This is a genomic window from Streptomyces altiplanensis (assembly GCF_053591575.1).
In genome coordinates this window covers 1-13814 of record NZ_JBSFUB010000031.1, presented here as the reverse complement: position 1 = coordinate 13814, position 13814 = coordinate 1, and the positions used below count along the sequence as shown (strand labels likewise).

The following is a 13814-nucleotide window of genomic DNA, read 5'->3' as shown; positions in this document are numbered from 1 at the left end:
TTTCATGGGGAGGCGGTACGCGGTGAGCAACGTCGAAGTGAGGCCCACTGAGTTGCGCTGCGGAGCGCCGGAGAGCGATGACCGGGCGCCGGGGATCGAGGTCCTCTCCCCGCGTGACGTCCCGCTGGGCGGCCCGCGGGCGATGACCGTACGCCGTACGCTGCCACAGCGCGCCCGGACGCTGATCGGAGCCTGGTGCTTCGCCGACCACTACGGCCCCGACAACGTGGCCGAGACGGGTGGCATGGACGTCGCCCCGCATCCGCACACGGGCCTGCAGACGGTGAGCTGGCTGTTCAGCGGGGAGATCGAGCACCGCGACAGCCTGGGCAGCCACGCGTTCGTGCGGCCGGGCGAGCTGAACCTCATGACGGGCGGGTACGGGATCAGCCACTCGGAGGTCTCGACCGAGCGGACCACCGTCTTGCACGGTGTGCAGTTGTGGGTGGCGCTGCCCGAAGAGCACCGGCACACGGAACCGGACTTCCAGCACTACGTTCCCACCCCTGTACGGACCGGCGGGGCCGGGATCAGGGTCTTCCTGGGCGCGCTCGCGGGAGCGGTCTCACCGGTGCGGACGTTCACCCCGCTGCTCGGTGCCGAAATCGTCCTCGATCCGGGTGCGACGGCCACGCTCGCCCTGGACCCCGCCTTCGAGCACGGCCTTCTCGTCGACCACGGGAGGGTCCGCATGGCCGACACCGTGCTGAGCCCGGCCGAACTGGGCTGCCTCCCGACCGGATCCGACCGGCTGACGCTGACGAACGAGTCGGACGACACCGCCCGGACGGTCCTGCTCGGCGGAACTCCGTTCGAGGAGGAAATCATCATGTGGTGGAACTTCATCGGGCGGTCCCACGAGGACATCGTGCAGGCCCGGAAGGACTGGACGGAGGGCGCCCGCTTCGGCGAGGTGCACGGCTACGCCGGCGACCGCCTGCCCGCGCCCGAACTCCCGACGGTGGCGCTGAAACCGCGGGGAAAGGTGCGCTGAACTGCGTTGATGGACCTGGATGGGCGCCCCTGTGGCAGAGGGGGCGTGACCCCGGCAGCCGCGAAACGGAATCATGGGGTCGGCGTCGTTCATGGTTCCTGTGAAAGGTGACCGGCAGTCCAAGGTGTGGCCGTACGCAGGCGGCTTTGGTAGACCCAATGCTGACTCAATGCTGACTTTGCTGAGGGAGTGTCAGGTCGGGTATCTGGCATATACCGGCGATCTTCCCAGCGCGAGGGTCCGACGTAGACCCGCGTACGGCGGCGTACCACCTGACACAGGTTGCAAATCGCGTCTTTTGCGGTCCTGCTCGGGCGCGCAGTCGAGCGGAGCATCTCCGCGTACGCGGAGATGCTCCTGTGCAGGGTTGGAATAAGTCAGTCGTCTCGGATGCGGTTCGAAGAAGCCCGGCCCGTCCGCCGCGCTATCTCACGGACTCCGGCTCTCTGCGCCTTGAGGAGGTCCAGGCCACAGCTGTGGCCTGACAACATCATCAGGAGGTGTTGTGCGGATTCTCGCGTGATCGTTTGGCAACTGCCGCACGACGCAACGGACTTGGACCATTGCGGGCACCTGGGGCGCTCCGGGCGGCTGGGGGACTGTGGGTGCCGGTGGCCGCGAGTCGCAGGGAGCTTGGGACACCGGGGGCGTTGAGCCTCCGCCTGCGCCACCACAGCAGGACGCCGAGCAACGCCAGCGACACCGGAAGCAGGCGCAGCGTCACCTCGCCTGTGGACAGGGGATCTTCAGGCGGTCCGAGCCCGGCGGCCTGGCGTGGCGTGGGCGCGCCAAGCCACACGGTGTCGTCGCCCGCGGCGGACGGCGCTTTCAGTGAACGGCCGATGTCCTCGGTGAGGGTGGCGTGCTCGGCCGTGAAGCGGTCGTTCGAGACCTTGCTCATGGCGATCTTGGAGAGATCGACGCCGCCGTAGGAATACGTACGGACGTAGACACGGCCATCGCCGCGCTGCTCCTCCTCTGTGACTTTGAATTCGCCCTTGGAGTAAGAGTCGACGTACCGGTCGAAGGTGTCGGTGGGCTTCCAATCGGTCTCGGTCTGCCAGCCGGTGACATCGCCCTTGTCGACAAGGTCGCCGTAGACCGTGTCCTTGGATCGGCTCAGCTCTCGATACCACTCGGCAGCGACGCGGGCGAGATAGACACGGCGCAGTTCGGCATATTCCGGTGCGTGGTTGATGGCATGCTTCAGCTTGGGCAAGATCAAGGTGCGGAACAAGTCCTCGTTCCGGTCCTCGGTGGCCTTGTCCGTCCTCGGGCACCCGGCCGCTGCCGCCTTGCCGCGCGCCTCCATGTACATGGTTTCCATCTGGACATCGAGGGGTGCGTCGAGGATGTAGAGCGCGTCGCCGTCCTGGTGTACGGAGGCCGGGGCGGAGAGGATCCAGGTGCGATACGACATGCAGTCACCTGTGACCCGGCCCCAGAACTCTTGTCCGGTCCGGGATTTGGGATGGATGAGTTTGCCAATGGTCTTCTTCATCCGCAGATCGGCTTCGAGCATGATGCGCCCGGCGTCTGTCTGCCCGAGCCGGTGGTCGACGATCCGGTCCGGTTCGTCGGGATTGAGATTGACCCAGAATGAGGTGGGGTTGAGGGCGAGCCAGACGAAGAAGGCGTCTGAAGCCTGGTCGGCGGCGGTCAGGCCGGTGGACGTGCGCGGGTCGCCCTTCATGAAGTCGCGGTCCGCGCTGAACGAGTACTGCAGTCCGCTGCCGTCGCCGGGGTCGGACAGATAGCGCAACTCCATGCTGGAGAAGTCGATCCCGCCGGGCGCGGCCCCGGGGAGCGACAGTGCGTCGACCAGGCCCGTGGACGGGGTGGCCTTGCCTTGGTTCGCTTCGTTCCGGCACGGGTTGGCAGGGGCCGCGGGCATGATCAGGAGTCCTTGCGCATTGGCGCCGGGAGCTTGTGAGCCGGTGCCGCCCTTGCTGCAGCTCTTCTTGGGGGTGCCCTTGGGTCCGGCCTTGGGAGTGGTGAAGGGAGTCGCGGCCTTGTCCGCTATCCCCGCGCGCCGCGCCTTCATGATGTCGTGGGTCTTGTCCAGCTCGCGCCGCAGCAGGGACGACGTGCTGTTGTTACGCGGTTTGACATCGGCCTGGAACTTTTCGATCTCCAGCTTCTGACGTCTGAGGACTTCCTGCGGGCCGAGTTTCCCGTACTGCTCTTCGATCTTGATAATTCTGGCGTTCAACTGCTCCATCTGCTTGACGCTGGCGTCGTACTCGCCGACGAAGAACGTGGGCGTCTCAGGGGAGTAGTGGCCCGCGCACTCATCGCACTGCTGACGCTCTGACGTGCCGGTGAGGGCCCGGGCATCGATGCCCAGCTCCTTCTTCACGCTGTCGATGACGTCCTCGGAATGCAGGTTCTTCCGGATGTTCAGGGCTGACAGGGCTATCAATTGCTCCACGCCGGCCTGCTCCAACTCCGCCCTCACCTCGGGGTTGAGGAACGGGGCGACGTCCTTGAAGGGCACTCTCTTGAGCGTCCAGGCCATCTTGGCGTCGGCGGTGAGCTTCTTGCTCGCGAGCTGGTTGATGTCCTTCTCGCTCAGCTTGATCTGCCGTGGATCGAACAATTCGGAAGCGCCGTTTCTGAACTCCACGAAAGCCTCGTCACCCATCTGCTCCGCGTCTGCCAGCGCCTCCTCCCTTCCTTTTCCTTCTTTCAGTGCTGCTTCGATACCTGCCGTGAACAGCACGTTGCTGAGGGCCATCCGCAGCTCGGTGATCGGCGACAGCAGCGGATGGTCCAAGAGGAGATTCGCGTACCGGCGGCTCTCTTTGTTCTCGTCGTAGAGATTGCGCCCCTCGGCCGCGCCCGGAGGCCGGTGATCGTCGGCGATCGTCGGCTGCCCCGTGCCGAAGAACACCGCAAGCAGCAGTGCGAGTGCCGTCAGTCCTCTGAGCCGTGCGCGGCTGCCGGCCAACGTCATGGTGCCCTCCCGATTCACTCCGTGCTCCCCGTCGAGTGCGGCCTCCGGAGCTGCTGCCGTGGAGGCATTTCAGAGAAGCGATTCGATATCTGTTGAGGTTCCGGGCGCGTTCGCACCTGTGCTTGACGCGGACCGTCGGTGTATCCCGGCGGATCCCCATGCGCACGCCGACTCACCGGAAACGGCGGGCAGTGTGCAAGGGCGTGGGAGCGTAGGGGGGCAGCCGGTACAGGACCAGGGGCCGGCGCGAGGACACGGTTAGTCCCACACCATGGCTCCCCGGCCGCTGTGCGCCGGAGTGCGTCCGGACGCGGATGTTCGTCGGCGGGTAGACGTACGCCGGGGCCACCACGTGCCGCCCCGTGTGCTTCCACCGAGTCCAGAGCACGGCACGGTGCATTCGCCACCGCGAAGCCGTCACGTGGGAAGCTCCGCTTCTCCAGGGCGAGTTCGTGCCCCGAAGCGGGGACACACCGCAGTTCCCCGATCATGGCATCGTCGTCGGGGCGGTCGAGGGCCGGGTGGGTGCGCAGGTACTGCTCGACACGGATCATGTCCTTAGGGGTGTGCGCGACGGTGGCCGCCGGCTGAGGTCGGTGACGGCGTCTGGTCGTGTGATCAGGGTCGTTCGGGTGGCTGCGGCGGCCATGGCGGCTGTGGTGCCCGCAGCGGCGCGGGGGGCGGGGCGAGCGGCGCGGTGGACGGGGGTGCCGGAAGCGTCGCGGTGTGCCCGGTGGCCGCGGTGCGCGGGCCGAGGGCGAGGGTGGGCTCGGAGACCGCTTCCCCCCGAGCTGCCGGCCCGCCGTCTGTCTCCACTTGGCTGAACACCGCGTCGATCAACTCCAGATCGGCGTTTGTCCCGGGACGGTGCCGGGACAGTGCGAGCACCAGCCACAGCACGAATGCGATGGCGAGCAGGCACCAGACCGTGGCCGAGGCGGTGGTCGCGACGCCCTCCGGGCACTTGTCGGTGGGAAACACGCGGCTGCTGGGGAAGTTGGGGTTCGAGCACTGCGCCGACGCGGGCGCAGGGACGCCGAGCACGAACAGCACAGCAGCGGCGGCCACGGCGGAGAGTCGTACAGCAACCTGGGAGCGCCGGAAGCGCGTCACGACAGCACCTCCTGCGTCGGTGGAACGGCCGGCCGTGCCGGGGCGGCCGAGGGGACACCGGGAGTGCTGGGGGCATCGGTGATCTTGGGTAGCCCCTTCAACGCACATATCCGGTGGCGAAGTTGGTGCAGCTCGGGAGTGGAAGGTCGCGCGCAGGCCAGGGCGAGCTGTGCCTGATGGAGCCGTGTCAGCAGGCGCAGCCCCGCCGTTCCGTCGCGGCGCCACACACGTAGTTCCAGCAGAAAGCGCCGACGTGGCGAGAGCAGCAACTCGACCTCCGGGGCGGTGATCGTGCCGCTGCCGGTGTCCGCCTCGGCGCGCAGGGCGGGGGCGAGTTCGGCGGCCTGTGTCGTGAGGCCACGCCGCAGGATCACCATGTACACAACGACGTACAGGCCGGAGGTGAGGACCATGGTGAGGGGCACGCCGAGCAGCAGGATCAGCGTCTGGTTGTCGGAGAACAACTCCTCTTTCCATTTGCCGAGTTGGGGATCCATGGAGGCTGCTGCGAAGCGCCCGCCGACCGCCGCGACCAGGCCGCTGGCGGCGACCAGCAGCCGGTCGCGGCGCCCGGAAAGCTGGCGCGCCGCCCCGAATCCGGCGCCGACCACCGCCGTGAACGCCACATGCGCCGCCGGCAGACCCACCACCTGACGCATCCAGAACTGGGTGGATTCCTGGCCGGGGTCGATCAGGGCCATGTAGCGGACGGTCTCGGGAAGGTTGGCGCCGAGGCCGACTGCCGCGCCGATGACGACGCCGGACACCACGTTGTCGATGTGGCGCCGGAACAGGAGGAACAGGACCGCGACTCCGACCGCCTTGCCGAGTTCGGAGAAGAGCCCGGTGTTGAGGGCGAGCAGGGTGTAGAGCCGGCGAATCATGTCGCGCGGGTACTGCCAGTCGAGGAGATAGCCGGCCGCGTACCGCTGAAACCAGGTGACCATGACCGAGCCGAACCCGTCGCCGACAAGCACACCCCAACCGAACCCGATGAGCAACAGCCGCACGGGCATCCGGCGATAGAGCTGCACCCGGTGAAGGATCAGCAGCGCGGCGGTCGTCGTCGGCAGACAGACAAGCAGCGTGAGCGGGTACTCAACGAGCGCGTCCAGCGCCATCCAGGAGTAGGGCAGCACGAGGGCACCCAGGATGCCTAACTGACAGGCACGCACGGTGCGGGCGCGGGATCGCTCGTTACCGCCGACGGGGTCGGCGGGGGGAGGGCCGGGAGGCGGGTCAGTGAGGAGAGCGGAGGGCAAAGCCGCTCGCCGGTTCAGCACAAGCACCAGAGCCAGGAGCGTGGTGACCGCCCACCCGACGATGAGCAGCACCCGGGTTACCTTGAACGGTTCCGTCTCGGGCAGCAGCCATACCCGCATCCAGGGCAACGGCGAGGTGATCTCGGGCTGTTGCCAGTAGAGGATCTGAGCGATGCCGTAGCTCACGGAGAGCATGAGGGCGAGCATGATCGCCGCCGCGACGCCGCGCGGGCGGCGCATCCGCGACGGAGGCTTCGGCGGGAACCCCGGGGGCGGTCCCGGCGGTGGGGTGACTGGTGGGAAGGCCGTCGTCATGGGGTATCTCCGGGCCAGTCGGTGGGCATGTCGGTCGGGAATCCGGTGGGGAAGTTCGTCGGAAGGTCAGGCATGTCGGTGGGGAAGTCCGTCGGAAGGTCAGGCATGTCGGTGGGTAAACCCGTTGGAAGGTCGGTGGGAAATCCGGTCGGGAAGCCGCCGGGTGTGCCCGGCCGCGAGGGCAGTGTCGGCATCCTCTCCGGCAGCGAGAACGCGGGATCGGTAGTGAGCCCGACGATCGCGCCGGCCACCGCGGCCACCAGCCCGATCGCACCGATCGCGGTCATCAGTCGAACGTAGGGGCGGGGTGGCGGTGGTGGGTTCGCGCTGATCTCGTTGTCGGAAAACGTCACGGCGGCCTCCTGGAATCAAGGTTGTCGCGCCGATCGCGGGGGCGCGCAACGGCCCTACGAAGCAAGGGACTTGGATCGATACGAGGTGGCGGCCACAACAACATGCCCACACCGGGCGACGCCCCCGTACTCCGCCACGCCTGCCCGCCTTTCCCCGGGCGATGTCCTGCCGGGTGGCATAGGGGCCATCGCCTCACACGCCCCACTCACACCAAGGCGCCAGCGGGGCAAGCACACCCGAGAGGCAAGATCGTCTCCTGCACCACCGCGCAGGTCGCACTCTTCCCAGGGGCGCGCCAACCAGGCATCGGACCGGCAATTACCCTGCACCCGAAGATCACTGCCAGGACCCTATCGACCTGCGGACGGCCTGGCTTGGACAAATTTGACCTCGCTTCGCACCGAGGAAGTTTCATCGTGGTTCGTGCAGGTCAAGGCCCTGGTGTGACCAGCTGTTGAGCTCCTCGCGCATGCCGTGGGCGTGATCACTTCGAGGAGGTCGCGTCTGCCTGCCCGCTCTGGGAAGTCGCCGCACGCGGCTCCGTGCGTCCTCTCAACTCAACGCGACGCTCTGGATGCCGGTCTGCCCCCGTCGGCACCGGCCCGCAGCGCCTTCACAGTCTCCCGGTTGCTGATGTCCCGCCCGGACCGTCTCGACGAGGACCAGCACATCTTCCTCAAGCCCCTGCGGGAACGCTGCCCGGAGCTGACCATTCACCACAACCGCATCCGTTCCTTCGCGGACGTCCTCGTGAAGAAGCGCGGCGATCTGCTCGACCGCCGGATCACCCAGGTCAAGGTGGACGGGATCGCCCAGCTCACCCGCCATGCCGCCGGTCTGCTCGACGACCTCGACGCGGTGCGGGCCGGAGTCACCCTTCCGCACAGCTCAGGGGCGGCGGAGGGCCGGGTCACGGACCTGAAGCTGGTCAAGTACCAGATGACGGGCCGGGCCGGTATCCAATTGCTCCACAAGCGCGTCGTCCTCGTCGCTCACTCCCGCCGAAGCTTCCAACGACCCGCGAACGACGACCTCCGGACGATCACCGGCTACGAAGACCTTGTACGAGCCAGGAACTGCACCCAACGGCTTTGCGGCTGGGCTGTGCCCCGGAGAGGTGGTTGTCCCGCCGGGAAGTGCCGAATGGGCCGTGGCGTGCCGGTCGTTAAGGTATGGGCTGGTGCTTGGGCGGTAGCCGTCACGGGAGGGAAGAGGGATATGCGGGGTACCGGAGGCAGGGGTGCGGCCGGTCGGGGGGTCGAGATGACTCGGGTGGGTGGATGGTGGCGGGTGACCCGGCCTTGGCCCCCTGGGTTACGCCCGTACGTGCACAGCTATGTGGGCTATGGGGAAGCCGTGGCCTCGCCATATCGGGTTCGGCTGGTTCCCGCGGGCCGAGCTGTCGTGGTGATCAGTCTGGGGGAGCCGTTCACACAGATCCGTCAGCTGCATGAGGTGAGCTCGTCCAGCGGCGTGATCGGTTCGCTCATCGCGGGCCTGGAGGACGGGCCCCGGGTGTGTGATCATCCGGGCGGGCAGGAGGCGATCCGGCTTGAGTTGACACCGTTGGGCGCCTATCGACTGTTCGCCGTGCCGATGAGCGAGTTGACCAACAGGGTGGTCGAACTTTGTGACGTCCTAGGCCCCGAGGCCGGCGTGCTGGTGGAGCAACTGGCGGCCACCGGCGACTGGTCGGCCCGGTTCGATCTGCTGGATTTCGTGTTGCTGGCCCGACTTGAGCGGGGCCCGGACCCCGCGCCCGAGGTGAGCCATGCTTGGCGGCTGTTGACCCGTGAGGCCGGGGCGATCCCGATCCGCCGGATCGCCGCCGAAGTGGGTTGGAGTCATGGCCACCTGGTTCGGCGCTTTACCCAGCAGATCGGGCTGACGCCCAAGATGTCCGCCCGGGTGCTGCGCTTCGACCGTGCCGTGCGGCTGCTCAGCCGCGGAGACGCGGATCTCAGCGAGGTGACCGCCGCCTGCGGCTTTTACGACCAGGCCCACCTCAACCGAGAGTTCCGTGCCCTGGCTGGGACCACGCCCGTCCAGTCGGCGGCCGCCCGCTGGGCGGAGGGCGCCCTCGCCCAGTGAGAGGCGAGATCAAATTTTTCCAATCCAGGCCGTCTGTACGTCGCCAGGGTCCCCGGCAGTGATCTTCAAGCCGAAGGGCAGCCGATCATCCCGTGCTCGGTCGGGTTGTCGCAGTAAAGGGGACCATTGACGGTCCGGGCCACTACCACGGGCTGTGGCCCATGACCTGAGCCCACCCGCAGGTTTCCAACACCGTCAAGTCCAGAGGGATCCACGATGCCGTATCCGAGATATACGGCTGTTGGCACACCGACGGCCATCGCGCCGATGCCGGGCCGGGGCAGCTCGAAGGTGGCCATGGCGGCGGGGACGCGGACACGGGTGCCTTCGCGGGCCGTGGCCAGGCGCTGGTCGAGCGTGTCCTTGCCGCCGAGAACCAGGCCCAAGTCTTGGTGCCGTTGAGCACCCACTCCTTGGTGGCCTCGTCGTAGCGGGCGTGGGTGCGGATGGCGGCGGCGTCGCACTCGCACGTCTGGAACTGGCCCGCACGCTGCGTGATCTCGGGCTGGACCTGACGACGGTCCGCAAGGTGCTCGACCGGGAGGCATCCATACCGGAAGTCGCCGAAGCACACGCCGACGCCCTGGACGTACAGATTCAGACCCTCCGCCTGCGCCGGGCAGTGCTACGCGCAGTCGCCAGAGGCTGCCCCACCACCATGGAGATGGACCTGATGCACCGACTCGCCACGCTCTCCCAGTCCGAACAACGCCGACTGGTGTCCGACTTCATCGACGACGCCTTCGAGGGCCTCGAAACCAACCCCGAGTTCGTGAGCCTGATGCGGTCCGCCCTGCCCGAACTCCCCGACGATTCCACGCCCGAACAGGTCGGAGCCTGGGTGAAACTCGCCGAACTCTGCCAGAACGCGGACTTCCGTACCGCCGTACGGCGCACAGCCGAGGAGCAGGCGGAAGAACCTGCCCCGCAGGACGTCAACGGCCTGCACGACGGCCTCGACCAAGCGATGCGTGATCGAATCGACGAAGCTGCATCCGCCGGCATCCTCCCCGCCTCCGCCAAAACCGCACCCCTCACCGACTCACTGAGCGGTCTCTACGGCCACGCATTCGAGCGTGCCGGCGACGGCGATCTGCGCCGCTGGCTCCTCGCCCGCCTGCAGATGACCGCTGACCCCCACGCCAAGCGTTACTGGCAGCTCCTGGCGACGATCAACGGATGGCCCGCATCACCGGCACTCGCTCCCGTCTACACCTGGTTCACCACCGCTCTTTGCGGCGCTTCTGCCGTGGCAGCGACGGCTTGAGCTTCGGAGGGCGTCTCATGAAGTACGACGCTTTTCAGGTTCTCGGTGTGGCTCTCCTCGTCCTGGGGGGCAGGGAGCGGTCCGTCAGCTCGTCGACCACGGCAACGCCGGCCTGCTCGGCTGGTTGCCCGGCGGATTCGCGGCCGGCATCACCGTCCACTTTGTTGCCCTCGCCATCGGCGCGGTTGTTGCGAGCTGGGCGCGCAGCCAAGCCAAGGCGATCGGGCGCAGCAGCTGACGCGGTGAGGGGAAAGGGGCTCTTCGCAGTTGAAGGTGTGGAGCTGCTGGACGGTTGGCTGGGCCAGGACGTCTTCAACGAGGTACGGGTCCGTCGGCCGCTTCCGCGCCCATCCGGACGCCGTCGCCGGAGACAAGGTCTACTTGTCCCGCGGCAACCGGGATCACCTGCGCAAACGCCGCGTCAAAGCAGTCATCCCCGAGGAGAAGGACCAAGTTGCCGACCGAACGAAGAAGAGCTCCAGGGGCAGTAGGTCTGTCAGCCACGGCACCGGCCTCCGTCTGCGCGCCTCCATGATCTGGACCAAGGACCTCACGCGGAGCGCGTGATCACGACTCGTCAGAGTGCGCCCAGCCTGCGCGCCGGATGGTCTCGCGTGCTACGCGGACGAGAGCGGCGTTGCTCTGGGCGGCGGTGCCATCGGGAAGGTGGAGCACGTCTTCCAGACCGACGCGGGTGTCCAGGCGGCGAGTGGCCGCGAGTCGGAGGATGGGCCAGGCGGCGGCCTCTTCGCCGTGCAGGAGGATCGGCGCGGCAGCCGATTCGAGTTCGTCCAGCAGGCCGGCTGCGGCACGGAGCGCAGCCTGCGGGGTGGTCTCGGTGATCTCGGCCAGGACGCGCAGGACTCGGTGGGATTCGGGCCAGTCCAGGAACCGCTGTGCCGCGGTGGTTCCGGAGTAGATGCCGGCTTCGATCCCGATTCCCCGGTCCAGCAGGGCAGTGGCGACATGGGCGGCGCCGTCCTCGTGCCAGTTGACGGAAGCGTGGTCGGGCAGCACGGTCCAGGCTCGGACCTGCGCGGCACGGGCCCGAGGGTCCGCTGTGGCCCAGGCGCCCGTGGTGACCCCCACGGAGACACCCGGGACACCGGCCCGTACCGCGCTGACAGCGGCGGCGACGGCGGCGGCTTCCAGTGTGTCCCGGCCGTCGCGGTCCTTGGGGTGCAGATGGATGTCCTCGGCGCCGGCGGCGACAGCCTCACGGGCAGCCGCCGCCAGCTCGTCGCCGGTCAACGGGAGTTGAGAACACTCGGCGCGGCTACGAGCGCCGTTGAGACAGACCTGCAGCATGGCGTCATCATCGCAGGTCGCGCAGGAGAGGTTTCCCGGCAGGCGACCGGACCCGGGGCGAGAGCGACTCCCGCGGATCGATCACGACTCGATACGCGCCCTGGTGCGGGAGCTCGGCCCGGCCCTCGGCAAAGGCCCTTGATCTCCGCGCCGCAGGCTCGGGAGCAGGCTTTCAGGCTGCGGTTGTGAGTGTGAGGGGGCGTCCGCCCCGGCGGATGCCTTTCTCGCTTCGGATGCGGACGCGGCCCTTGCGTTCGGCGGCCAGGACGTCCGCGGTGGCGGGCGTTGGCGTTGCGCCGGCGCAGACAACAGACGTGCAGGGTCCTGGTCCGCACAGTGCGGTGGGGGTGGTCGGAGTCGGCGATGGTGAACCGACGCAACGGTCCGAAGTGGGCTTCGACCGGGTCGGCCCATGAAGCGCAGGCCGGAGTCAAGCACGGTTCGACGTTGTGTTTCTTTGCCCAGCGGCGGATACCGGCGCCCTTGTGCGCCGACCGGTTGCCCAGGATCACGGAGACCGGGCACCGCCGGGCCGGGCGGATGCCCAGTGGACCGAACTCGTCGGACGCGAACACCCGGCCCCGGAAGAGCTCCATGACGTGTTCGACCCGGTCGGGCTTGGCGTCGCGTCCGGGGCCCGGGGACTCCTTCCACCTCTTGGTCCGCCGGAAGGTGATCCCGCGGCGGGCGAGCAGGCGGCGTAACGCCTCGCGGCCGATGAGGACGAAGGCGGAGGCCCCGGCGGGGCAGGCGGTGCGGAAGTCCAGGGCGGGTGCTCGCTCCCGCGTCGACGCCCCGGTGCACTGGCGGCTTCTTCACTCACCGGCAGGGGCGGAGCGTGCCACCGCGCGGGCGAGGACGAGCGCCGCGAGGGTCAGTGCCCCCAGTGCCGCGGCGGTGCCCGGATGCCCGCCGGCAGCGAGACCGACGCCACCGAGGCCGGCGCCGAGGAAGACGCCGAAGCTCATTCCGGCGGCGTTGAGGCTCAGCGCCGTGCCCCGCAGGGAGCCGCAGCAGCGCACCAGCAGCGTGGTGACGCAGGCGGCCACCGTCGCGTGACCTGCGCCGATGAGTGCGGTCAACGGCAGCGCCAGGAACAGTGAGTGGGTGAAGAAGACTCCTACGAGAGCCGACAGCGCCACCAGCAGGCCCAGCGTCATCAGCCGCTCACTGGAGACCGCCGGCCGCTCGGCGCTCAGCAGCCGTCCGGCGAAGAGGCCGGGGTCCAGGCCGAAGCGCTCGTCGTAGAAGGCGGCGAGGTACGCGAGATACCCCATGAACGCCGCCGTTCTCAGCATGGCCACGCAGAGGAGCGGGACCACCCCGGGCAGGGCGCCGAGCGACTTGAACGACGCCAGGTATCCCGGCCGCGTCGCCTTCTCCGCGTCCCGGTCCGCTGTGTGCCCGGCGCGCTGGGAGCGGCGGCCTCGCACGACGAAGTACAGAGCCAGTACGGCGGCGATGGCGGCGATGGCCCACAGGTCGCCCTGCCAGCCCCACAGCAGGGCGGGCAGTGCCACGAGTGGCGCGGCGAGGAGTGCGGTGAGCGACTGGGTGGCGGTGATGAGGGTCGCCGCGCGGCCCGCGGCCGCGTCGTTGTCGAAGCGGTCGGCCGCGGCTGCCGTCAGCGCCGGATTGAGCACGGCGGTACCGGCGCCGACCAGCAGGCAGAAGGCAGTCAGCAGGAGGAACTCGCCGGTGGCGCCGAAGGCGGCTGACAGCGCCAGTACGGCGAGTCCGCCCGCGGCCGCCCATTCCTTGCGGACGCGGTCGATCAGCGGTGCGAGCGCCATGCCCACGGCCAGGGCGGCGAGTCCGCCCAGGCCGCGCAGTTGGCCCAGGGCGGCGACGCTGCCGTCGGCCGTGTCCGCGATGGGGACGAGGAAGGTGCTGTAGATGGTGAAAGGCACCAGGCCCACGGCCGAGGCGAGCATGAACGGCCACAGGACGCGGGTCATCCGCCAGTCGCCCGGCACGGCGTCGGCGCTCACCGCCGCGTTCGTCGCGGCTTCGGCGGGCCGCTGCGCCGGACCAGAGGCGGCGTCTGCCGCAGGGTGCTTGGTCTCGCTGCTCATGCCTGCTCCGCCCGGTACCGGTAGAGCGCGGTGGCGTCGGCGCTGAACTGGGAGAAGGGGAAGGGCTCGGCGGACAGCG

Annotated in this window: 9 protein-coding genes and 2 pseudogenes; 3 read left to right on the top strand and 8 right to left on the bottom strand. The window is 68.5% G+C overall.

All coding sequences use genetic code 11. The annotated features are described in order from the left end of the window. Positions 1 to 22: 22 nt before the first annotated feature. Positions 23 to 994: a pirin family protein gene (locus ACWD0Y_RS16290; protein ID WP_450261035.1), complete on the top strand. Its 972-nt coding sequence runs from the start codon at positions 23 to 25 to the stop codon at positions 992 to 994. A gap of 493 nt (positions 995 to 1487) precedes the next feature. On the opposite strand, the gene ACWD0Y_RS16285 is transcribed toward ACWD0Y_RS16290, so the two are convergent. The 4 genes from ACWD0Y_RS16285 to ACWD0Y_RS16270 all read right to left on the bottom strand — a co-directional run bounded on the left by ACWD0Y_RS16285 (position 1488) and on the right by ACWD0Y_RS16270 (position 6993). Continuing rightward, complete coding sequence (locus ACWD0Y_RS16285; RefSeq protein WP_450261000.1) at positions 1488 to 3950, bottom strand: hypothetical protein; 2463 nt, start codon at positions 3948 to 3950, stop codon at positions 1488 to 1490. 618 nt (positions 3951 to 4568) lie between these two features. Continuing rightward, on the bottom strand, positions 4569 to 5063 hold the full coding sequence (locus ACWD0Y_RS16280) for a hypothetical protein (RefSeq protein ID WP_450260999.1): 495 nt from the start codon (positions 5061 to 5063) through the stop codon (positions 4569 to 4571). Beyond that, positions 5060 to 6565 (bottom strand): PrsW family glutamic-type intramembrane protease, encoded by a 1506-nt coding sequence (locus tag ACWD0Y_RS16275; RefSeq protein ID WP_450260998.1) that lies wholly within the window; start codon positions 6563 to 6565, stop codon positions 5060 to 5062. The genes ACWD0Y_RS16280 and ACWD0Y_RS16275 overlap by 4 nt, the downstream gene beginning before the upstream one ends. A gap of 71 nt (positions 6566 to 6636) precedes the next feature. Further along, positions 6637 to 6993: a hypothetical protein gene (locus tag ACWD0Y_RS16270; RefSeq protein WP_450260997.1), complete on the bottom strand. Its 357-nt coding sequence runs from the start codon at positions 6991 to 6993 to the stop codon at positions 6637 to 6639. Between the two features lie 634 nt (positions 6994 to 7627). On the opposite strand from ACWD0Y_RS16270, the gene ACWD0Y_RS16265 reads away from it, so the two are divergent. Beyond that, positions 7628 to 9085, top strand: coding sequence for a helix-turn-helix domain-containing protein (locus tag ACWD0Y_RS16265; RefSeq protein ID WP_450261034.1), 1458 nt, complete (start codon positions 7628 to 7630; stop codon positions 9083 to 9085). Between the two features lie 230 nt (positions 9086 to 9315). Here ACWD0Y_RS16265 and ACWD0Y_RS16260 read toward each other — a convergent pair. Next, a pseudogene (locus tag ACWD0Y_RS16260) lies at positions 9316 to 9545 on the bottom strand (acyl-CoA dehydrogenase family protein); the annotation flags it as partial. Between ACWD0Y_RS16260 and ACWD0Y_RS16255 the strand changes: the two are divergent. Continuing rightward, positions 9522 to 10352, top strand: a complete 831-nt coding sequence (locus ACWD0Y_RS16255) for a MerR family transcriptional regulator (RefSeq protein ID WP_450260996.1) — start codon at positions 9522 to 9524, stop codon at positions 10350 to 10352. The pseudogene ACWD0Y_RS16260 and the gene ACWD0Y_RS16255 sit on opposite strands and share 24 nt — an antisense overlap. Before the next feature lie 567 nt (positions 10353 to 10919). Here ACWD0Y_RS16255 and ACWD0Y_RS16250 read toward each other — a convergent pair. The 3 genes and pseudogenes from ACWD0Y_RS16250 to ACWD0Y_RS16240 all read right to left on the bottom strand — a co-directional run bounded on the left by ACWD0Y_RS16250 (position 10920) and on the right by ACWD0Y_RS16240 (position 13735). Further along, the gene (locus tag ACWD0Y_RS16250) at positions 10920 to 11660 is read right to left on the bottom strand and encodes a 3-keto-5-aminohexanoate cleavage protein (RefSeq protein WP_450260995.1); all 741 of its coding nucleotides are present in this window, start codon (positions 11658 to 11660) and stop codon (positions 10920 to 10922) included. Positions 11661 to 11832: 172 nt separating this feature from the next. After that, positions 11833 to 12385 (bottom strand): annotated as a pseudogene (locus ACWD0Y_RS16245) (IS630 family transposase); the annotation flags it as partial. Positions 12386 to 12475: 90 nt separating this feature from the next. Beyond that, positions 12476 to 13735, bottom strand: coding sequence for an MFS transporter (locus tag ACWD0Y_RS16240; RefSeq protein ID WP_450260994.1), 1260 nt, complete (start codon positions 13733 to 13735; stop codon positions 12476 to 12478). Positions 13736 to 13814 lie beyond the last annotated feature (79 nt).